Origin of the sequence: Gordonia humi, from assembly GCF_014197435.1 — a bacterium.
GTDB classification, from domain to species: Bacteria; Actinomycetota; Actinomycetes; order Mycobacteriales; family Mycobacteriaceae; genus Gordonia; species Gordonia humi.
Genome location: NZ_JACIFP010000001.1, coordinates 4161598 through 4181850 on the forward strand (window position 1 = coordinate 4161598; position 20253 = coordinate 4181850).

The window sequence follows — 20253 nt, forward strand, 5'->3', positions numbered from 1 at the left end:
GCGCATCATCCTCGTTCGAGCAGGTCAGCGAGTATCTCGGGAAGCCATTCACGATCGTTGGGCACGACGGCCCCGGCCTGGTCGAGCGCCCGCAACCGCTCGGCGTCGACCCACTCGATCATGCGATGCTCGGCGGCCGTCGGCGTCCCGTCCACGATCGTCGCGCGCAGTGCGATCAGCTCCAGCCCGGACTCGAGCGTCACCGCGACGGCGAGACGGTCCCCCACCTCGACCCGAACGTTTAATTCCTCACACAGTTCCCGGACCAGAGCATCGGCGAGCGTTTCGCCCGGTTCCACCTTGCCGCCGGGCAGCTCCCACAGTCCGGCGAGCTCGGGCGGATAGGCCCGTTGCGCGAGCAGGATCCGTCCGTCGTCGGACAGGATCGCCCCGGCGACGACCGTCGTGGCGCTCATGCGCGCACCACCCCGATCCGCTCGGGCATCGGGGTCAGCGACACCCGGTCGCCCTCACGCACCGGTCGGTCGGCGATCGCGTCCACCCACCGTCCTGCTACGTCGACCACCAGGCGCCACGAGCCGATCAGCGGCGCCGCACGCACCACCGTCGCCTCACTTCCCGGGTCGGGATCGGCGCGCAACGAGTCCGGACGCAGCGCCACCCGGCACGGCCCCGCGGGCACGTCCGAGAGGCCGTCGTCTATCGCGATGTCGCCGAACCCGGTGGTCAGGCGTCCGCCCGACACCTCCCCGTCGACGATGTCCGAGGCGCCGAGGAAACTCGCGGTCCATTCGTCGGCCGGGCGGCGCCACAGACGCTGCGGCGGCGCGGTGTCGACGATCGTCCCCTCGCGCATCACCGAGACGACGTCGGCCATCAGGGCGGCCTCGCCGTGATCGTGGGTGACGACCACGGTCGGCGTCCGCGAGGCGCGGACGATGTCGGCGATCGCCACGGCGAGGTCGTCGCGGAGACGGCGGTCGAGCGCGGCGAGCGGTTCGTCGAGCAGCATCAGGCGCGGACGCGGCGCCAGCGCGCGGGCGAGGGCGACGCGCTGCGCCTGACCGCCGGACAGCTCGCCGACGCGACGGTCGGCGAAGCCGGGCAGCTGTACCAGATCGAGGAGTTCGTCGACACGCTCACGGGCCGCCCGCCGTCCCATGCCTCGACGCGCGAGCCCGTAGGCCACGTTCTGTCCCACGGAGCGACCGGCGAAGAGCTGACCGTCCTGGAACACGACGCCGAAGTCCCGGCGATGCACGGGTACTCGGGCGAGGTCCGCACCGTCGTAGGCGAGGGTGCCCGCGGCGACCGGTTCGAGACCTGCGATGGCCCGCAGCAACGTCGACTTACCGCAGCCGGAAGGACCGAGAAGCGCGGTGACCAGCGACGACCCGCCGACCTCCCAGTCGACGTCGTGCACCACCTCGCGCGCGCCGTAGCGGATCGACACGTCAGTCAGCGTGAGCATCGGTCTTCTTCTCCCCTCGGGCGGCGGCCGTCAGCTCCGCCGTGGCGACCACGACGGCACTGACGGCGACGAGCAGGACGGACGCGGCCATCGCCGCGGCGTAGTTGTCGGCGCCCGGGCGACCCATCAGCGAGCCGATCAGCACCGGCAGGGTCGTGGTGTTCGCGCGGGCCAGGAACGTCGTCGCGCCGAACTCGCCGATCGCCATGACGAAGGCGAATGCGGCCGCGGCACTCAACGACCGCGCGGTGAGCCGCAGGTCGACGGTGACGAACACGCGAAGCGGACCCGCGCCGAGCGTCGCGGCGGCGTCACGCAGCCGGGGCGACACCTGCTCGAATGCGGGCACCATGACGCCGATCACCACGGGTATCGCGATCAGCGCCTGGACGCACGGCACGACCAGCGGCGATGCGGCCACCTCGTACGGCAGCCTCGACAGCGCGAGCACATAGCCGAAGCCCAGGGTCACGGCGCTGACCCCGAGCGGCAACAACGACAGAGCGGCCCCGGCCCGGGTGACGATCCCGCCGCCGCGAGTCAGTGCGGCGGCTCCCAGGAGACCGACGACGACGGCGATCACGGTGGCGAGCAACGCGCTGGTCACCGAGTACCAGAGCGAGGACGTCGCGGAGGTCCCGTAGGTGTCGTCGGTCAGCATGCGGTAGCCCGCCAGGCCCCAGTGTCCGCCCGGACGCAACGACCGGACCACCAGGGTCACGATCGGCAGGACGAGCCACACGGCGGTCCATACGAGGACCGCCCCCACGGCGATCCAGGCCAGACCGCGTGGTCGGCGCGCTCGTGTCATGACCCCGGCCTGTGGAACCCGTGCCGATCCGAGCAGGCGCGCCACCGCGAGCGCCACCAGGACCATCACGATCTGCAGCACCGACAACGCGACGGCTTCGGGCAGCCGCGCATAGCCGATGCCCTGCTGGTAGATCTCCGTCTCGAGGGTGCGGGCCTGACCGCCGCCGAGGATGACGATCACGCCGTAGCTGGTGGAGCAGAACAGGAAGATCAGCGCGAACGCGGCCGCGGCCGCGGGGAGGAGCCGCGGGGCGACGATGCCCAGGAAGGCCCGCGTACGCGAGGCTCCGAGGGTCCGCGCGGCGGCGACTTGACGCGGATCGACACGCTGCCAGGCGGCCGAGACCACGCGCACGACGACGGCCACGTTGAGGAAGGTGTGCGCGGCGATGATCACCGTCCAGCCCTGGGACGCCCCGAGGAAGCCGAGCGGGCCGTCGAACAGGGCTCGGAACGCGACGCCCACCACGACGGTCGGCAACACGAACGGCAGGGTGACGACGATCCGCAGCAGTCCGGTTCCGGGAAGTCGAACGGTGGAGATCAGCCAGACGATCGGCGCGGCCACCACGAGCGCCGCCGCGGCCGACCCGGCGGCCTGGGCGGCGGTGACACCGAGCAGACGCCACGCGCCGGTGGCCTCCCACGCGCGGGTGAGGGACACCGCGTCGCCGGAGCCGAAGGCGTGGACCGCCAGCGTCCCGAGCGGCCACGCGAAGACCGCGGCGGTGAACAGGAGCGGAACCAGGAGCACGGCTCCGCGGACGAACCGCACCGCGTCCGGTCCGCCACTCGGGAGGGTCAGCGCCCCACCGTCTCCCGCCACTGAGTGAGCCACTCCTCACGATGGGCGTTGATGTAGTCAGGGCTCATCTTGACCGTCCACGACGGCGCGGGTGCGCGCTGGCGCCAGTCGGCGGGCAGCGGGACGTTCTTCTGCACGGGGTAGACGTACATCGCCGTCGGCAGCGCGGCCTGGACCTCCGGGCTCAACAGGAAGTCGACCACCTTCTTCGCACCGTCGACGTTGCGGGCACCCTTGAGGACGCCGACGTACTCGATCTGCGCGAAGCAGCTGTCGAGGATCGCGTGGGTGCCGGGTGTGGCCGCCGGGCTCGACGCGTAGGAGACCACGATCGGCTTGGCGCCGTGGCCTTCGCCCGCGCTGAACACCTGGTTGTAGGCGATCTCCCAACCGTCGACGATCTGGGCGCCGTTCCCGCTCAGATCACGCCAGTAGTCCCGCGCCTTGTTCCCGTAGCGACCGACCGTCGCGAGCAGGAAGCTCATCCCCGGCGACGAGGTGGCCGGGTCCATCAAGACGGTGAGGTCGCGGTACTCCGGCTTGGTCAGATCGTCCATGCTGGTCGGCGCGGCCACCCCCTTGTCGTCGAACCAGTCGTCGTCGACATTGATGCAGACGTCGCCGCGGTCGACGGCCGTCAACTGGTCGACGTGATTCTCGATGGCGAAGTCCGCGGCGCCGTTCGCGGCGAGCGGCGAGGTGTACGGCTCCAGGGCGCCCGCCTCGATCGGACGGGCCGCGAAGGTGTTGTCGATGCCGTAGACGGCGTCGCCCTTCGGCGAGCCCGGGGTCAGCGAGACCACGGACGACAACTGACCCGCATCGCCCGAGCGCATGATGTTGAGTTTGAGACCGGTGTCGTCCTGAAACTTCTCGACGAGTCTCTGCGGGAGTTCGAACGAGTCGTGCGTCATCAGATTGACCTCGTCGGCCGGATCCGACGACGTGCAGGCGAGCGCTCCCGCACCGAGGACCGTCGCCAGCCCGAGCGCGAGCACTCCGCGGAACGTCTGGGCACTGCGTTTCACTGTGAGCGGACTCCTGTAGTCGACGTGAACGGCACCGCCGCGTAACAACGTGCGGCTCTCAGACGAATCTAACCAGGCGAAGACCTTCGCCGACGAACCGACTCGAGGCCGATGACGTCACTGTTGTCACCAGGTTTCACACCTATAACAATTTTCACACCAGCCTCAGTAGTTTCATGGCGATCAGGTTAGACTCGCGTCAGATTTTCTGTGCCGCCTACCGATTGGATCCGACGTGCGATTGCCGCGCACCAGCCGCACCGCCACCGTCCTCGCCGCCGTCGCGGTGACCGGAGCCCTCGTGACCCCGGCGGCCGCTCACGCCGAGCCCGCCGCGCCGGCTCCGTCGAGTCAGCAGACCATCCCGCTGCCGGAGACGGCCCAGCATGTCGACCCCGAGGTGCTCGAGTCGATCGGGACCTTCGCTCCCGCACTGATCGGGTCGGTGGCGACCCGCGATCAAGACGGCGAGGTCAACACCGACCTGCTCGACCAGGCGCGCAAGCTCGCCGACAATCCGGCGGTGCCCGCGCAGGCCGCCGAGACCTGGAAGTCGCTGATCGACTTCCTCGGCGAACCCGGCAAGGAGCGGGCCGTCGCCCTCGGCGCCATCCCGTCGCCGGACGGCGTCGCCAAGAAGGACGTCGCCGAGAAGGGCGCGCCGAACATTCCGACCGGACCGAACAAGCCGCGAATCCAGGAGTTCCTGTACCCGACCCTGGGCTTCGGCTGCATGCCCGACGGCGGCAACTCACTCGGCCGCGCCCTGGCCACCGCCGGCCCGCAGGCCGCCCCGGCCCCGGGCCCCAAGCGCGGGCAGGCCGGTTTCGTCTACACGAGCCTCGGCACCGGGCCGGCCAAGTCGTCCGTCCGCAAGCTCTGGGTCTCATGGCTGAATCTCGAGAACGGCCGCACCGGTCAGACCGCACTGAAGCCGAATCCGAAGATCAACGCCGTCGACGGCCCCGGGACCTTCACCGGCATCGCGACCACCGGCCGCGGCCGGATCGTCTCGACGATCTACGGCGAGGTCACGACGAAGTCGAAGGGCCGCACCATCTCGTGCACGATCGCGCCGACCATCGGCACCGCGATCGTCTGAGCGTCGAACCCCCACCGCCGGCCGGTGGATCCGAGTCACCCACTGACACGGATCCACCGGCCGGCGGCGTTGTCGGTCACTCGTCGGTCGCAGCGATGTCACAAGTCGGACACGCTCCTTGAATTCAGCCATCACAAGCCCCACCATTAACATGAACATCATCTGTCACACCTGACACAACTCGTCGCGGGCCGTCATCGGTTCCGCGCCATGTCGCCGTGGCGGATCACGTATTAGTGGAGGAACCCTGTGGCCGTGGTCAGGAACTCAGTCCGTGCCGGAATCGTCTGTGCCGCAGCGGCGGTGACGGTCGCGCTCGGCGCACCGGGACCGGCGGCCGCCGATCCCGCACCCTCCCCCGCTGTTCCCGGCGCCCCGGCACCGGAGACGCAGACGCCCGCCCCTGATGCTCCCTCTTCCGATCCCGCCGCGCCCGCAACCGACGGTCAGGCGCCCACCCTGAGCGGCATCCCGGGCGACGCCGAACTCGCCGAGTTGCTGCGCACCCTCAAGGCGTCGGGCGGTGCCGATGAGGCGGTGGAGGCGTTGAGCTCGATCCTCGGTTCTCAGGGCCAGCTCGACCCGTCGTCGCTCCTGTCGTCTCTCGGCCTGGACGGCAGCGCCCTGGACGGCCTGCTGCCCAACGCGCCCAGCGACGTCGCGCCCACGCCCGGCGACCCGGAGACCACCGGTGCACCCGCGCCGACCGACCCCGTCGTTCCCGACCAGGTGGCCGCCGACGCCGCAGTACCCGCCGCAGGCGACGACCTCGGCACGCTGCAGCGACTGACCGGCACACAGATGCTATCGCCCGCGATCGCACCGTTCTGCGCGGCTCCGACCGACGACAACCCGCTCGGCGTCGTGACCGCGCCCGTCGTCGCGGCCCCGGGCCCCTGGCCGAACACCGAGACCGGTCTGATCGGTGATCTCCTCACCGGTTCGGGCGCCGACCGTCTGCTCAAGCTGGCCGATCCGGCCGCACGGTCGCGACTGCAGGCCGTCGACAAGGGCGAGACGGCGTATGCCCTCGTCGCACCGTCGAAGACCGGCTCGGACCAGCTGCAGGTGGCGTGGTTCAACACGTCGACACTGCAGGGCGGCATGGAGCCGCTCAAGCCCATCAGCGACGATCCCAGCGTCGGCCAGATGCTGAAGGCGATCACGGCGGGCGAGGACTTCAGCGGCGTCCGGCTCGCACAGGCCGCGACCGGGGAGGGCACCGTTCTCTCGGCGGTGTTCGGCACCACGTCGTCGAGCGGCCGCACCTGCTACTTCCTGCCCGCCCTCGGCGCGGTCAAGAACTGACGCGGCGCCCCCGCCCCACCGATCTCGCCGATACACCATGAAGGACCGACCATGACCGCCCAGCCCCGTCACATTCCGCCCGCAGCCGACCCCGCTCCGCACCGAGGCCGTCCTCGCGTGTCGCGAACCGTCAAGGCCGTCGGGGCAACCGTCGTCTCGGCCGGTCTCGTCGCGGGCGGTGTGACCGCCACACAGGCGTTCGCCGAGCCCGAACAGTCCACCCAGCAGACGCCTCGCGGAGGCCAGACCGCAGGATCCGTGTTCGCGAACCGCCCCGTCGCCGACACCGACCTGGCGGCGGGCGCGTCCAGCGGTCAGCAGTTCAGCTACTGGACACAGGGCAGCGACGACCGGATGCACCTGTCGACCGCGGTCCTCCTCGAACCGCAGGGAGCGGCGCCGTCGGGCGGCTGGCCCGTGGTGGCGTACGCACACGCGCCCGCCGGACTGGCGAGCCAGTGCGGACCGACGCAGTCCAAGCTCACGGCCGACGTCGCCACCGTCTCCGACCTCCTGCGCGGCGACTACGCGGTGATCGTTCCGGACTACTCGATGGTCGGCGTCGCCGGCTCGCCGCAGTACGTCGACTACGGCTCGACCGCCGACGGTCTGGTCGACGCGGTCTCGGCCGCGTCCGACGTCGAGCCGTCGCTCTCGTCGAAGTGGGCAGCCGTCGGCGAGGGACTCGGCGCGGGCGCCGCCGTGCAGTTGGCGCAGTCGGCCGCGTCGTCGCAGCCGTCCGGTCTGGACTTCCGCGGCGCCACGGCGACGACTCTCCCCGTCGGATACGACGAGGTGGTGACCGGCCTGAGCCCGCGGTCGGCGAAGGTGTCGGCGGGCACCGTGACCGAGGTCGTGTACACGTTGGCCTCGGTCGACTCCGAGCAGGTCGAGCCGCTCCTCACTCAGCGCGGACGGAACCTGGTCCAGAAGGCCAGACAGGTCTGCGCACCCGCGTTGACCAAGGCCATCGGCGGAACCAACCTCGCAGACCTGGTCCGCAAGGCGGTCTCGTCCGACAGTGCACTGCTCGCCGAACTCCGCAAGGCACTGGCGCTGCCCTCGAGCGGCTTCAGCCGTCCGATCATGTTGAGCCAGAAGCTCGTCGACGACGAGACCGACGTTCCGGCCAGCCTGCAGTACGTGACGACCGCGCAGCTCGCCAGCAACAAGGTCGCCGCCAAGACCTACCTGACCGGCGACGCTCGCGACGCCGACCGACAGGAGAAGGCCGCGCAGGCCGACTTCCTCAAGAAGCTGTTCTAGGCCTTCTAGGCCGGAGTACGCGGGCCGACGCCGCAGTCGTGGTCAGACGATTGCGGCGCTACCTGCTCACCGCCGTGGTGCTGCATGTCCGGTACTGCGGGTTCACCATCGGGTTCCAGACGAGCGCACCGGCCTTCTGTCTGATCGTCAGGCGCACCGGTCCAGCGCCCGGATGGACCACCGCCTCCCACTGGTAGTGCGTCGATCGCGTCGGCACGACCACCCTGCCGCTTCGTCCGGTGCGCAGGTTCTTCCAGTTCACCGTCGTCGAGATCGTGTACTCGAACACGTTGCCCCACTGTCCGCCCGGCCGAGGATCGTTGGCGCGCAACGAGATCGCGGGCCCCGGCAGTCCGTCGGACGGAAACGTCATCCCGGTGTAGACGTCGACCGGGACCGGGATCCGCGGCCCCGGATACGGGTCGGCGACATTGCAGTGCACCGTCTTGACGTAGTCGCCGGCCGAATAGGGTGCGGCATCAGCTCGCGGCGCGACGAGCCCCGACGCGACGACGGCCAACGCCGCCGCACCCAGTGCCGCCCCACCCCGGGTGATCCTCGACATGTGTGAACTCCGCATCTGCCCCTGTCCGCGCATGCGGCCAGTGTGCCACCGCCGTCGCCCCGGGACCGGCGATTGCGCGGATCGAGGCTCGGCCGCCTCCCACCATCTACGATGACTGCATGGCCAGACTCCAGATCGCTCAGGACCCGGTAGCCGACGAACTGCTGTCGACGGACGCGTTCGCGCTCGTGACGGGAATGCTCTTAGACCAGCAGTTCCCGATGGAGCGGGCGTTCGCCGGGCCCGCCAAGATCGTCGAACGGTTCGGGTCACTCGACCCGGAGGCCATCGCCGCCGCCGACCCCGAGGCGTTCGCCGACATGTGCGCCACTCCCCCGGCGGTGCACCGGTACGGACGGTCGATGGCCGGCCGCATTCAAGAGCTCGCGAAGATCGTCGTCGACGAGTACGACGGCGACACCGAATCGATCTGGACCACCGCCACGACCGGCAAGGAGTTGTTCTCCCGCATCCGCGCACTGCCCGGATTCGGTGAGCAGAAGGCCAAGATCTTCACCGCTCTGCTCGCCAAGCAACTCGACGTGAAGCCCTCGGGCTGGACCACTGTGACCGGGGACTACGGCCGGAAAGGGTTCCGTTCGGTGGCCGACGTCGTCGACGGCGACTCCCTGATCAAGGTGCGCGAGTTCAAGAAGGCAGCCAAGGCGGCAGCCAAGAAGTGACCCGAAGGTGGTACCGCCGGGTACACTTTCGCGCATGAGCAAGCCACCCCTCGACGCTCGCGGCATCATCAGCCTGCCGTTCCGCATCGGCTTCGCCACCACCGGCATCGTTCTCGGTACCGTCGAGTCCGCGGTCAACGTCGCCCGGCTGAGCGCAGGAAGCATCGAGACCGAGGTCAACGAGGTGCTCGGCATCCACTCGGATGCCGACATCGCGTCCGTGCGCGCACCGTTGGCGATCCTCGGCCAGGTGGCCGACCTCCTCGGACCGGATCGCCCGTTCGGCAGGCTCCTCGCCAACGGCGGACCGCTCGACCGGCTGGTGCAGCCCGGCGGTGTCATCGACCGGCTCACCGCCAAGAACGGTCTGCTCGACAAGCTGACCGAGCCCGGCGGACTCCTCGATCAGATGACCGACGAGAAGGGCATCCTGATGCGGGTGTCCGCCAAGGACGGCCCCCTGGACCGCCTGACCCGCGAGGGCGGCGTCGTCGACCAGTTCACCGACAGCGAGGGCATCCTCGAACGACTCACCTCCGAGGGCGGGCTGCTCGACCGCCTGACGCGCGAGGGCGGCGTCGTCGACCAGTTCACCGAGAACGAAGGAATCCTCGAACGACTCACCGCCGACGGCGGACTCCTCGACCTCATGACCGACGAGAACGGCATCCTGATGCGACTCGCCGCCAAGGACGGCCCTCTCGACCGCCTGACCCGCGAGGGCGGCGTCGTCGACCAGTTCACCGAGAACGAAGGAATCCTGGAACGGCTCACGTCCGAAGGCGGCATCGTCGACAAGCTGACCGCCCCCGACGGGGTCCTGGAGAAACTCGCCAAACAGGACGGCCTACTCGATCGAGCGGCGAGCGACGACGGACTCCTCGACCAGTTGCTCGGCGAAGGCGGCGCGCTGGACCGGCTCATCGAAGTGGGCGGTCCACTCGACAAGTTCACCGAGCTCTCGGAGACCCTCGCCTCGCTGCCCCCGAACCTGGCCGCGATGCAGGAGACGGTGGACCGGCTCAACGAGATCGTCGAACTGCTCAACGCATCGGTCGCACCGATCGGCGGGCTCGCCGAGCGCCTGCCCAAGCGGCTGATTCGCGGCGGTGCGGGCAACGGCGGAGGCGGCCGCGGCGGGTACGACCAGCAACTGCCTCCCACCACCTGATATTGCACTCCATGCCACAACCGCCGATTGCGGCTCGCGGCCCACTCCTCCTCTGATACGACAGAGGCAGTCGATATCTCGACGACGCCGTCGAACGGAGGGGTTCAATCATGAGCAAGCTGGACGGACGCGTAGCGCTGATCACCGGCGTGGCGCGAGGACAGGGCCGAGCGCACGCCGTACGACTGGCCCGTGAGGGCGCGAACATCGCGGGACTGGACATCGCGGGTCCGATCGACGGCATCCCCTACGACCATGCGACACCCGAGGATCTCGCCGAGACCGCCCGGCTCGTCGACGGCGAGGGACGTGAGTCGCTGCTCGTGCAGGGCGACGTACGCGACCTCGAAGCGCTCAGGAGACTCGCCGCCGACGCCACCGCCCGATGGGGCCGTCTCGACATCGTCGTCGCCAATGCGGGCATCTGCATCCCGGCCACCTGGGACGAGTCGACTCCCAAAATCTTCCAGGACACCCTCGACATCAACGTGACCGGCGTGTGGAACACCGTGATGGCGTCGGCGCCGCATCTGATCGAGACCGGCCGTGGTTCGGTGATCCTGACCAGTTCTTACGCGGGTAAGAAGATGCAGCCGTTCATGATTCACTACACGACGAGCAAGCATGCGGTGACCGGCATGACGCGGGCGTTCGCCGCCGAACTCGGCGCGCACAACATCCGGGTGAACAGTGTGCACCCGGGCGGTGTGAACACTCCGATGGGCTCCGGTCAGATGCAGGAGCGGATCGCGGCGACCAACGAGGCGAATCCGCGTCTGGCTCCGATGGGCACACCGTTCCTCAACGAGTACGCGGCCGAGCCCGATCAGATCGCCGACGCCGTCGCCTTCCTCGCCTCCGACGAGTCGTCGTTCATCACGGCCGAGCACCTCTCCGTGGACGGCGGCGCCCAGTACTTCTGAGACCCGCCCCCGCTGATCGAGCGAAGTCGAGATCCCGGCCGGCTCGACTCACTTCGCGACGCGACGCAGACGCAGATTGGCGAACTCGCCGAGACCCCACTGTCCGAGTTCGCGCCCGTAGCCGGACTGTTTGACACCGCCGAACGGCAGGCCCGGCAGCGTCGTCCCGTGCTCGTTGACGAAGGCCATGCCGACGTCGAGACGGTCGGCGAGGCTCTTGGCCCGCTCGATGTCCGAACTCCATACCGACCCGGAGAGTCCGTAGTCCACGTCGTTGGCCAGCTCGACGGCCTCGTCGTCGCCGGCGACCGGATACACGACGGCGACCGGACCGAAGATCTCCTCGCGGTAGAGCGCCATCTCCGCGGTGACTCCGGTGATCACCGCGGGCGACATGAAGGCGCCCGGGCGATCCAGAGCCGTACCGCCGGTGTGCAGCGTGGCACCTTGAGCGACCGCTTCGTCGACCTGCTCGACCACGCGGTCGCGCGCGGCGACCGACGACAGCGGACCCAGTTTGGTGCCCTTCTCGGTCGGATCGCCGACGGTGAGTCCGTCGATGGCCGACACCAGTCCGGAGACGAAGTCGTCGTAGAGGGACTCGTGGACGATGAATCGCTTCGGCGAGTTGCACGCCTGTCCGCAGTTCATCGTTCGCATCGCCGCCGCACCCGCGGCCGCGGCGCCGGCGTCGTCGGAGTCGAGGAGGATGAACGCATCCGACCCGCCGAGTTCCAGAACGGACTTCTTGAGGTTGCGAGCAGCGACCTCGGCGACCGCCGACCCGGCGCGGCTGCTTCCGGTCAGGGAGACGCCCTGGATGCGTCGGTCGGCGATCATCTCGGCGATCTGCTCATTGGACGCGTAGATATTGATGTACGCGTCGGTCGGAACTCCGGCCGCGTGCGCGATCTCTTCCATCAACGCCGACGACGCGGCGCAGATGGGCGCGTGCTTGAGAATGATCACGTTGCCCAGCAACAGGTTCGGAGCGGCGAACCGAGCCACCTGGTAGTACGGGAAGTTCCAGGGCATGATGCCCAACAGCGACCCGACCGGATCCCGAGTGACGACCGACTCGGCCGATCCCTGCGGATCGAGCTGCTCGGTCTCGAGCAGTGCCGGGCCGTTGTCGGCGTACCAGTCGTAGATCATCGCGGTCAGCGCGAGCTCGCCCTTGCCCTGCGGAATCGGTTTGCCCATCTCACGGGCGATGACGCCCGCGAGTTCGTCGGCGCGATCCCGGTAGGCGGCGGCAGTCGCGCGCAGCATCGCGACGCGTTCATCGACCGAGGTGTTCTTCCAGGACTTGTACGCGGCCGCCGACCGCGCCAGGATCGACTCGATCTGATCGTCGGAGATCGTCGGGAACTCCTTCTCGACGACGCCGGTGGACGGGTTCTCTGTGACATAGGAGGTCATGACGCCGACCCTACGCGCGGACCTCGCACCCGGCGCGGCGATCAGTCGAACGCCCTGGCCAGAGCCGCGACGTAGTCGTCCACGTCGTCGGCGACGGGGCCGCCGGCACACACGGAGACCGTGACGGCGTCGCCGATCCCGTGCACCCCGTGGGTCAACGAGTGTGTACGCGACAGCGCCGGGAACCCCGCGGTGAAGCGAACTCCGCCGCCGCCGAACGACAGATCCGCCGCACCGCGGTTCACCGACGAGACGACGGTCCATCCCGTCACCGTCGCGGGCGCGGGTGACGCCGCGCCGAGGCGGACAGCGGCCGAGGCGAGCGCGGCCGGCGCCGAGGCCGCCGCGCGACGGGCCGCCAGCCGCGACGCCGAACCCGCACGACCACGCGCCGCCGCGACCTCGGCGCCGATCAGCTCGGCACGACGTGCCCGTTCGTGGACATGCGCGTGCAGGCCGATGCCCACGGTCTGAAATCTATTGCGCGGCAACCTATCGTCACCGTCGTCGTCGAATCCGAGCGTCAGTTCGACGCTCGCCTCGCGAGGGGCGGCGTCCAGATACGACGGCAGTACATCGGCGAGCACAGTCAGTACACCGACCGTCACCCTCGCACCCTCGATTCGGACACGGTCGCGGGGAAGGGTGAGTGTGCGCAGCTCCCTCCGTGTGGCCGGGGCGGCGTTCGAACGAGTCGGTGCGACCGGCGACGCGCCGGGCTCCGGTTCGGCCGCCGCCCACGCGGCCAGACCGTGCGCCGTGGCCCGGGCGAGATGCGGTCCGATCATGATCCCTCCGCGCACGGCGGCGAGCAGTCCGTCGCCGACCGCGGCCGGTGCATCGGACGGTGTCGGCGGCTCGCCGCCGAACAGCGCCCGTCCGATCGCCGTCGCCCGTCGACCGTCGCCCAGCGCATGAGAGATCTGCAGAACGACGACCCGGATCGGACCGTCGTCGCGCGCGACGTCGCCGAAGACGTGCACGCGCCACAGCGAGCCGTCCTCGCGGAGCTGGGTGCGTGCGAGTCCGGCGATCGCGTCCAGGCACGCGGCCCAGCCGCCCGGGGACGGGTGCACGACGACGGCGTCGCCGCGGACGGTCGAGGGCACCCATCGTGGGAAGTCGAGGTCGCCGGGCACCGTTGCGACACCGAGTTGCAGATCTGCGATCCCCGCGGCGCGACGACGGATCTCGCCGATCATCTCGTCGTCGCTCACCGGCCCGACGTCGTCGAACGCGAACAGCAGGAACTGGTCGTTGTCGGCGACCCTCGCCGCCCAGAACATGGCGGCGTCCGCCGGCGACATCGTGTGCATGACGGATCCTTTCGGGGTCTCGACTCCGCTCGACCGGCGTGAGGTCTCCGCTCGACCGGCGCGAGGTCTCGACTCCGCTCGACCGACGTGGGGTCTCGACTCGATCAGCGTACCGACACCCCTGGTTGCCATCGACGGATGGCAACGTGGGAATAATGTGCGGACATGGCTGACTTCATGCTTCCCGGCGGCATCGATCCCACCACTCCGGTCATCGTGGGTGCGGGACAGGCGTCCGAGCGCCTCGACGATCCCGACTACCGCATGCTCGGCGAAGCCGACCTGGCGGCCGATGCCGTCCGCGCGGCGTTCGCCGACACCGGCGTCGACGCCGACCGCGTGGCCGCACTGGTCGACGTGGCAGCCGCGGTGCGCTCGTTCGAGAAGTCGAGTCCGGCGTCGTCGTCGCCGCTGGGCCGTCCGAACAACATGCCCAGGGCGGTCGCCGCCCGGACCGGGATGAACCCGCGCCGCGCGGTCGAGGAGGTGACCGGCGGACAGAGCCCTCAACACCTGGTCGGTGAGTTCGGTGCGGAGATCGCAGCGGGTGCGACCGATGCTGTGCTGTTGTTCGGCGCGGAGGTCATCTCGACGGTCCGGGCCGCGCGCAAGCACGACAACCCGCCGGACTTCACCGAGACCGTCGACGGCCCGCTCGAGGACCGCGGATACGGCATCGCCGGCCTCACCTCCGTCGACGAGGTACGACACGGCGTGATGACGCCGATCGCGCAGTACTCGATTCTGGAGAACGCCCGACGACACCGACTCGGGCGTTCACGCGCCGAGTACGCGGCCGGGATGGGCGCCCTGTTCGCCCCGATGACCGAGGTCGCGGCGGCCAATCCGCACGCGGCCAGCCGCCAGGTCCTCTCCGCCGCGGATCTGGCGGTGCCCACCGAGGAGAATCGCCGGGTCAGTGTTCCGTACACGCGCCGACTCGTCTCCCGCGACCAAGTGAATCAGGCGGCAGCCGTGCTGTTGATGTCCGCCGGAGCGGCGAGCGCGGCCGGAATCGACCCGTCCCGCTGGGTCTTCGTCCACGGCTACTCCGATCTGCGCGAACCCCCGATGATGGAGCGGCCCGATCTGTCACGGGCGCCCGCGGCGACGGCCGCGATGCACACGGCCCTCGACATGGCCGGTATCGAGCTCGGCGACGTCGCCGCACTCGACCTGTACAGCTGCTTCCCGATCGCGGTGTCGAACGTGGCGGACGCGTTCGGTCTCGAAGCCGACGATCCGCGGGGTCTCACGGTGACCGGCGGACTGCCGTTCTTCGGCGGACCGGGCAACGACTACTCGATGCACGCGATCGTGGAGATCGTCCACCGTGCGCGGCGCGCACCCGGCTCGTTCGGTCTGGTCGCGGCGAACGGCGGCATCCTGAGCAAGTACTCGGTAGGGGTGTACTCGACCGCGCCGACACCGTGGCCGGCGTCGACGTCGGCAGCCGTGCAGCACGAGCTCGACGCCGCGGCGCGCGTCCCGCTGACCCGGTACGCCGACGGCCGCGCGACGATCGAGTCGTTCACCGTGCTCGATCCGGACCGCGACGACCGCGCGGGCACCGTCGTCGGACGCCTCTACGACGGCACGCGGTTCATCGCCGCGGCCGACGGCGACGATCTCCTGGACCTGTTGTGCGGCAACGAGGATCCGGTGGGACGGACCGTCTATGCACGGTCGTCGGCGACCCGGAACGTCGTCGCCCTGTCGCGCGCCGAGCTCGACGTCCGCCATCCGCTGTCGACGGTCGGGTTCGCCGAGGAGTATCAGGATCTGATCGTCCGGCGCGACGGCCGTGTCTTGGAGGTGACGATCAATCGTCCCGACTCGCGCAACGCGATCAGTCCGAGGACCAATGCCGAACTCGACGCGGTGTTCGACGCGTACTTCGCCGACCCCGAGCTGTGGGTGGCGATCCTGACCGGGGCAGGCGACAAGGCCTTCTCCTCCGGCAACGACCTCGCCTCCACCGCGAGCAGCGGCGGACTGTCGATGCCGGAGAACGGTTTCGCCGGACTCACCGCACGTCGGGAGCTGCCCAAGCCGATCATCGCCGCCGTCAACGGTTTCGCACTCGGCGGCGGATTGGAGATCGCGCTGGCCGCTCATGTGATCGTCGCCGACGAGACCGCGACCTTCGGTCTCCCCGAGGTGAAGGTCGGCCTCGTCGCCGCGGCGGGCGGCCTGGTCCGACTCCCCCGCATGCTGCCGCCCGCCCTGGCCCGCGACATGATCCTCACCGGACGCAGGCTCACCGCCGACGAGGCGCTCGCCCACGGTCTCGTGTCGAGGATCGCGTCGCGGGGCGACGTCCTGACCACCGCGCGCGCCGTCGCCGACGAGATCCTCGCGGCTTCGCCCGCAGCCGTCCGAGCGTCGATCGCGACCATGCGCGAGACCCACTCGACGCCCGACACGGTGACCGCGGTCCGCGACAGCCTGGCAGTGCTCGACGACATCCTCGTCAGCCCCGACACGATGGAGGGCGTCACGGCGTTCGTGCAGAAGCGCGCACCACGCTGGACCGGGCGGTGACCCAAATACTTGGACATCCGACCTATTGCATTACTTGGACTTCCAAGTTTATCCTCTACACATGCCCTATCCCGTTCTGAACGACGACGACTCCCTCGTCGTCGACACCGCGCGCGACTTCGCTCGCAAACGTCTGGCCCCGCACTCGCTCGAGTGGGACGCCGCCAAGCACTTCCCCGTCGCCGAGATGAGGGAGGCCGCCGAACTCGGCATGGCCGGAATCTACACCAGCGAAGACGCCGGCGGCTCCGGTCTGACACGTCTGGACGGCGTCCGGATCTTCGAGGAGCTCTCCAAAGCCGATCCGGTGACCGCCGCGTTCCTGTCGATCCACAACATGTGCACGTGGATGGTCGACACGTACGGCACATCCGAGCAGCGCAGCAGGTGGGTGCCGAAGATGGCGTCCATGGAGTTCATCGCCAGCTACTGCCTCACCGAGCCCGGTGCCGGTTCGGATGCGGCGGCACTGTCGACGTCGGCGCGCCGCGAGGGCGACGAGTACGTGCTCCGCGGGTCCAAGCAGTTCATCTCCGGCGGCGGCGTCAGCGACGTCTACGTCGTGATGGCCCGCACCGGCGACGCGGGCCCGCGCGGCATCTCGACGTTCATCGTCGAGAAGGGCGCACCGGGGCTCTCATTCGGTCCCGCGGAGGCCAAGATGGGCTGGCACAACCAGCCCACCGCGCAGGTCGTCTTCGACGAGGTCCGCGTGCCCGCCGACCAGATGATCGGCGGGCCCGACGGCGAGGGCACCGGCTTCTCGATCGCCATGAACGGGCTGAACGGCGGCCGCATCAACATCGCGGCGTGCTCGCTCGGCGGCGCGCAGGCGGCGTACGACCAGGCCGTCGCCTACGTCGCCGACCGCGAGGCGTTCGGCGCCCCGCTCATCGACGAGCCGACGATCCGCGCCACGATCGCCGATATGGCGATGAACCTGGAGGCCTCGCGCCTGATGCTGTGGCGGGCCGCCGAGGCCCTCGACGCGGGCGACCCGGACAAGGTGGAACTCTGCGCGATGGCCAAGCGCTTCGTCACCGAGGCATGCTTCACCGTCGCCGATCAGGCGTTGCAACTGCACGGCGGGTACGGATACCTGCACGAGACCGGAGTGGAGAAGATCGTCCGCGATCTGCGCGTGAACCGCATCCTGGAAGGCACCAACGAGATCATGCGGATGGTGATCGGCCGCGCCGAAGCCGCCCGCGTCACGAACGAGAGGAAATCACGATGAAGATCGCTTTTGTCGGGCTGGGCAACATGGGCGGTCCGATGGCCGCGAACCTGATCTCGGCGGGCCACCAGGTGGTCGGCTTCGATCTGTCGGCCGACGCCGTCGCCGCCGCGGCCTCGCACGGGGTCACCGCGGTCGAGACCGCCGAGGCCGCCGTCGTCGACGCCGACGCGGTGATCACGATGCTGCCGAACGGCGCGATCGTGAAGTCGGTGTACGCGTCGGTGCTCCCGAACGCCAAGCCGGGTGCGGTGTTCATCGACTCGTCGACCATCTCGGTCGAGGACGCCCGCGAGGTGAACACGCAGGCGAACGCGGCGGGCATGCTGCAGGTCGACGCCCCGGTGTCCGGCGGCGTCAAGGGCGCCACCGCGGGCACCCTGGCGTTCATGGTCGGCGGCGACGACGCCTCGATCGCGGCCGCGACCCCGGTGCTCGAACCGATGGCCGGCAAGATCGTCCCGTGCGGCGGCACCGGCAACGGCCAGGCCGCCAAGCTGTGCAACAACATGGTCCTCGCGGTCCAACAGATCGCCGTCGGCGAGGCCTTCGTGCTCGCCGAGAAGCTCGGTCTGTCCGATCAGGCCCTGTACGACGTGGTGACCGGTGCGACCGGCAACTGCTGGGCCCTGCAGACCAACTGCCCCGTTCCCGGCCCGGTGCCCACCGCACCGTCGGAGAACGAGTACAAGCCGGGCTTCGCCACGGCCCTGATGAACAAAGACCTCGGCCTGGCGATGGCGGCGGTCTCGTCCACCGGCTCGGCCGCCCCGCTGGGCACGCACGCCGCCGAGATCTACTCGGCGTTCGCCGCCGAGAACGGACATCTGGACTTCAGTGCCATAATCGAGACTTTGAAGTAGTTCGATCTGACGAGGAGTGGGCCGTGCGAGACGATGGCGACCCGATCGCACGGGCCCGTTCCAATTGGGAGTCCGCCGGGTGGGGCGGCGCGACCGCCGACGGCATGGAGGCCGTGACCTCGGTGATGCGCGCGCATCAGATCATGCTGGCGCGCGTCGAATCGGAGCTCAAGCCGTTCGGGCTCACCTTCGCTCGATTCGAGCTGCTGCGCCTGCTCGCATTCAGCCGCCAGGGCGCACTTCCCATCTCGAAGGCCAGCAACCTGCTCCAGGTGCACGTGTCGTCGGCGACGAGCGCCGTCGCACGTCTCGTCGACGCCGGACTCGTGGAACGCCGACCGCATCCGACCGACGGACGCACCACCCTCGTCGCCCTCACCGACGACGGCCGCGAACTCGTCGAGAAGGCGACGATCGCACTGAACGCCGTCTTCGCCGACATCGGGATGCCCGCCGACCAGTCGCGCGCGATGGTCGAGGCCATCCGCACCCTGCGACACACGAACGGCGATTTCTGAACGCGTCCAGTGTTCGGCCCGTCGGGAAGCTATCCCGGCACGATCCGTCGAACACGGGTACCGTCGAGTGTGTCGCCCAGACGGGCGACGCGGCCCAGGGCTCTGGGCCGGTCACGATTTCACGGGAGGGCTTCACACATGGGAATCGCCGACGACGCGCAGAACAAGACCGACGACCTGAAGGGGCGCGCCAAGGAGGCCGCCGGTGCGGTAACCGGCGACGACGACCTGAAGAACGAAGGTAAGGCCGATCAGGGTCTCGCTGCCGCTCGTGAGAAGGTCACCGAGGTGGCCGACAAGGTGAAGGACGGCATCGACTCCGTCAAGGACAAGCTCACCGACCGCTGACGCCGCGGCGACAGCATCAGGCGAGACGGCCGCCGACCGCACCACGCGGTCGGCGGCCGTCGTCGCGTCACGAGACCGGTTTCAGGGCGTCACGAGACCAGTTTCAGGCCGATCACACCGGCGACGATCACGACGATGCACAGGATCTTGAGGACGTTGGCCGATTCGGCCCCGGTCAGCATTCCGTACGCGACGGTGACGGTGGCGCCGATACCGACCCAGATCGCATACGCGGTGCCGGTCGGCAGGTCGCGCATCGCATAGGCCAGGCCGCCCATGCTGACGATCAGCCCGACGACGAATACGATGGTCGGTGTAAGACGATGCAGGCCTTCGGATCTGCCGAGGGCCGTCGCCCATACGGCTTCGAAGAGTCCGGAGATGACGAGCACGATCCAGGACACGGGAGACTCCAGTCTCCACCGTCTTGTCGCGGACCGGGTACGGCGGGCTCGTCCGGGGCCGCCGATGCGGCCACGTCGACCAGATTACCCAGTCCGGGCGCCCGGTCAATGGCGGCGGCCGGTGGATTGGGTCACCATGGTGGGCGAGCGACGAAAGGTGCTGTCATGACCGGACCCGACAAGGGAGGTCGCGGGCCGATCGGGCCCGACGACATCGACTGGTTCACGCGGGAGGCGACCGACGGACTACGCCGGATGGTCGGCCAGTTCGTGGAGAGCCAGCTGCGCGACAAGCCGATTCGCGAACCACGACCGACGCGACCGGATCCCGCCCCGGCGACCGACGGCGGCGTGTGGGCGATCGTCGTCGACGACGGCGCCTCGGATCGTGTGCACAGTCTGTACGCGTCCGAGCTCGACGCGCTGCGCGCCAACGCCGACAACGTCGACCCGCGGCGAACCGTCCGCTTCCTCGTCTTCGGAGAGCCCGTGGAGTAGCGGGTCC

20 protein-coding genes and 1 riboswitch are annotated in these 20253 nt (G+C 69.4%); of the genes, 12 read left to right on the top strand and 8 right to left on the bottom strand.

The window, feature by feature from the left end:
• Positions 1–5 precede the first annotated feature (5 nt).
• The 4 genes from BKA16_RS19235 to BKA16_RS19250 are packed head-to-tail and all read right to left on the bottom strand — an operon-like array spanning position 6 to position 4078.
• The gene (locus BKA16_RS19235) at positions 6–416 is read right to left on the bottom strand and encodes a (deoxy)nucleoside triphosphate pyrophosphohydrolase (protein ID WP_183372178.1); all 411 of its coding nucleotides are present in this window, start codon (positions 414–416) and stop codon (positions 6–8) included.
• A complete protein-coding gene (locus BKA16_RS19240) occupies positions 413–1432 on the bottom strand; it encodes an ABC transporter ATP-binding protein (protein ID WP_183372179.1) in 1020 nt (339 codons plus the stop codon). The genes BKA16_RS19235 and BKA16_RS19240 overlap by 4 nt, the downstream gene beginning before the upstream one ends.
• Positions 1416–3020, bottom strand: a complete 1605-nt coding sequence (locus BKA16_RS19245; protein WP_343067622.1) for an ABC transporter permease — start codon at positions 3018–3020, stop codon at positions 1416–1418. Before BKA16_RS19245 ends, BKA16_RS19240 begins: the two co-directional genes overlap by 17 nt.
• A 26-nt stretch (positions 3021–3046) precedes the next feature.
• The gene (locus BKA16_RS19250; RefSeq protein WP_387996075.1) at positions 3047–4078 is read right to left on the bottom strand and encodes a thiamine ABC transporter substrate-binding protein; all 1032 of its coding nucleotides are present in this window, start codon (positions 4076–4078) and stop codon (positions 3047–3049) included.
• A 235-nt stretch (positions 4079–4313) separates the two neighbouring features.
• Between BKA16_RS19250 and BKA16_RS19255 the strand changes: the two genes are divergently transcribed.
• From BKA16_RS19255 to BKA16_RS19265, 3 genes are all read left to right on the top strand, one after another.
• Positions 4314–5180 (top strand): Rv1157c family protein, encoded by an 867-nt coding sequence (locus BKA16_RS19255; RefSeq protein ID WP_183372180.1) that lies wholly within the window; start codon positions 4314–4316, stop codon positions 5178–5180.
• 255 nt (positions 5181–5435) lie between these two features.
• Positions 5436–6488, top strand: coding sequence for a hypothetical protein (locus BKA16_RS19260; RefSeq protein ID WP_221246924.1), 1053 nt, complete (start codon positions 5436–5438; stop codon positions 6486–6488).
• A gap of 51 nt (positions 6489–6539) precedes the next feature.
• On the top strand, positions 6540–7754 hold the full coding sequence (locus tag BKA16_RS19265) for an alpha/beta hydrolase (protein ID WP_183372181.1): 1215 nt from the start codon (positions 6540–6542) through the stop codon (positions 7752–7754).
• 58 nt (positions 7755–7812) lie between these two features.
• Here BKA16_RS19265 and BKA16_RS19270 read toward each other — a convergent pair whose 3' ends face one another.
• Entirely contained in the window at positions 7813–8319 is a 507-nt protein-coding gene (locus tag BKA16_RS19270; RefSeq protein WP_183372182.1) for a hypothetical protein, read from the bottom strand.
• A 119-nt stretch (positions 8320–8438) separates the two neighbouring features.
• Here BKA16_RS19270 and BKA16_RS19275 point away from each other — a divergent pair, with 119 nt between their 5' ends.
• The 3 genes from BKA16_RS19275 to BKA16_RS19285 all read left to right on the top strand — a co-directional run bounded on the left by BKA16_RS19275 (position 8439) and on the right by BKA16_RS19285 (position 11096).
• Complete coding sequence (locus BKA16_RS19275) at positions 8439–9002, top strand: HhH-GPD-type base excision DNA repair protein (protein ID WP_183372183.1); 564 nt, start codon at positions 8439–8441, stop codon at positions 9000–9002.
• Positions 9003–9036: 34 nt separating this feature from the next.
• Complete coding sequence (locus tag BKA16_RS19280) at positions 9037–10173, top strand: hypothetical protein (RefSeq protein WP_183372184.1); 1137 nt, start codon at positions 9037–9039, stop codon at positions 10171–10173.
• 110 nt (positions 10174–10283) lie between these two features.
• Positions 10284–11096: a mycofactocin-coupled SDR family oxidoreductase gene (locus BKA16_RS19285; protein WP_183372185.1), complete on the top strand. Its 813-nt coding sequence runs from the start codon at positions 10284–10286 to the stop codon at positions 11094–11096.
• Between the two features lie 48 nt (positions 11097–11144).
• Here the strand turns inward: BKA16_RS19285 and BKA16_RS19290 are convergent, their stop codons facing one another.
• Positions 11145–12518 carry an NAD-dependent succinate-semialdehyde dehydrogenase gene (locus tag BKA16_RS19290; RefSeq protein WP_183372186.1) on the bottom strand — a complete coding sequence of 458 codons (1374 nt, stop codon included), beginning with the start codon at positions 12516–12518 and terminating at the stop codon, positions 11145–11147.
• Positions 12519–12559: 41 nt separating this feature from the next.
• Positions 12560–13834: a condensation domain-containing protein gene (locus BKA16_RS19295; protein WP_183372187.1), complete on the bottom strand. Its 1275-nt coding sequence runs from the start codon at positions 13832–13834 to the stop codon at positions 12560–12562.
• A 165-nt stretch (positions 13835–13999) separates the two neighbouring features.
• On the opposite strand from BKA16_RS19295, the gene BKA16_RS19300 reads away from it, so the two are divergent.
• The 5 genes from BKA16_RS19300 (at position 14000) to BKA16_RS19320 (ending at position 19344) form a co-directional block, all read left to right on the top strand.
• Positions 14000–16378, top strand: coding sequence for an acetyl-CoA acetyltransferase (locus tag BKA16_RS19300; protein ID WP_246371825.1), 2379 nt, complete (start codon positions 14000–14002; stop codon positions 16376–16378).
• Positions 16379–16439: 61 nt separating this feature from the next.
• Positions 16440–17615, top strand: coding sequence for an acyl-CoA dehydrogenase family protein (locus BKA16_RS19305; protein WP_183372188.1), 1176 nt, complete (start codon positions 16440–16442; stop codon positions 17613–17615).
• A complete protein-coding gene (gene mmsB / locus BKA16_RS19310; protein WP_183372189.1) occupies positions 17612–18478 on the top strand; it encodes a 3-hydroxyisobutyrate dehydrogenase in 867 nt (288 codons plus the stop codon). The genes BKA16_RS19305 and mmsB overlap by 4 nt, the downstream gene beginning before the upstream one ends.
• A gap of 23 nt (positions 18479–18501) precedes the next feature.
• Positions 18502–18996: a MarR family transcriptional regulator gene (locus tag BKA16_RS19315; protein WP_183372190.1), complete on the top strand. Its 495-nt coding sequence runs from the start codon at positions 18502–18504 to the stop codon at positions 18994–18996.
• A 138-nt stretch (positions 18997–19134) separates the two neighbouring features.
• Positions 19135–19344, top strand: coding sequence for a CsbD family protein (locus tag BKA16_RS19320; RefSeq protein WP_183372191.1), 210 nt, complete (start codon positions 19135–19137; stop codon positions 19342–19344).
• Between the two features lie 89 nt (positions 19345–19433).
• Here BKA16_RS19320 and BKA16_RS19325 read toward each other — a convergent pair whose 3' ends face one another.
• Positions 19434–19748, bottom strand: coding sequence for an SMR family transporter (locus tag BKA16_RS19325; protein ID WP_183372192.1), 315 nt, complete (start codon positions 19746–19748; stop codon positions 19434–19436).
• A gap of 12 nt (positions 19749–19760) precedes the next feature.
• Positions 19761–19824, bottom strand: a riboswitch (guanidine-III (ykkC-III) riboswitch).
• 89 nt (positions 19825–19913) lie between these two features.
• Between BKA16_RS19325 and BKA16_RS19330 the strand changes: the two genes are divergently transcribed.
• The gene (locus tag BKA16_RS19330; RefSeq protein ID WP_183372193.1) at positions 19914–20246 is read left to right on the top strand and encodes a hypothetical protein; all 333 of its coding nucleotides are present in this window, start codon (positions 19914–19916) and stop codon (positions 20244–20246) included.
• The last annotated feature ends 7 nt before the right edge of the window (positions 20247–20253 follow it).

Bases quoted from the DNA above. Each gene is read 5' to 3' on its own strand.
- BKA16_RS19295 (WP_183372187.1), bottom strand. From the start codon at position 13,834: ATGCACACGATGTCGCCGGCGGACGCCGCCATGTTCTGGGCGGCGAGG.
- BKA16_RS19290 (WP_183372186.1), bottom strand. From the start codon at position 12,518: ATGACCTCCTATGTCACAGAGAACCCGTCCACCGGCGTCGTCGAGAAG.
- BKA16_RS19265 (WP_183372181.1), top strand. From the start codon at position 6,540: ATGACCGCCCAGCCCCGTCACATTCCGCCCGCAGCCGACCCCGCTCCG.
- mmsB (WP_183372189.1), top strand. From the start codon at position 17,612: ATGAAGATCGCTTTTGTCGGGCTGGGCAACATGGGCGGTCCGATGGCC.
- BKA16_RS19330 (WP_183372193.1), top strand. From the start codon at position 19,914: ATGACCGGACCCGACAAGGGAGGTCGCGGGCCGATCGGGCCCGACGAC.
- BKA16_RS19320 (WP_183372191.1), top strand. From the start codon at position 19,135: ATGGGAATCGCCGACGACGCGCAGAACAAGACCGACGACCTGAAGGGG.
- BKA16_RS19280 (WP_183372184.1), top strand. From the start codon at position 9,037: ATGAGCAAGCCACCCCTCGACGCTCGCGGCATCATCAGCCTGCCGTTC.
- BKA16_RS19305 (WP_183372188.1), top strand. From the start codon at position 16,440: ATGCCCTATCCCGTTCTGAACGACGACGACTCCCTCGTCGTCGACACC.
- BKA16_RS19275 (WP_183372183.1), top strand. From the start codon at position 8,439: ATGGCCAGACTCCAGATCGCTCAGGACCCGGTAGCCGACGAACTGCTG.
- BKA16_RS19270 (WP_183372182.1), bottom strand. From the start codon at position 8,319: ATGTCGAGGATCACCCGGGGTGGGGCGGCACTGGGTGCGGCGGCGTTG.
- BKA16_RS19300 (WP_246371825.1), top strand. From the start codon at position 14,000: ATGGCTGACTTCATGCTTCCCGGCGGCATCGATCCCACCACTCCGGTC.
- BKA16_RS19235 (WP_183372178.1), bottom strand. From the start codon at position 416: ATGAGCGCCACGACGGTCGTCGCCGGGGCGATCCTGTCCGACGACGGA.
- BKA16_RS19285 (WP_183372185.1), top strand. From the start codon at position 10,284: ATGAGCAAGCTGGACGGACGCGTAGCGCTGATCACCGGCGTGGCGCGA.
- BKA16_RS19240 (WP_183372179.1), bottom strand. From the start codon at position 1,432: ATGCTCACGCTGACTGACGTGTCGATCCGCTACGGCGCGCGCGAGGTG.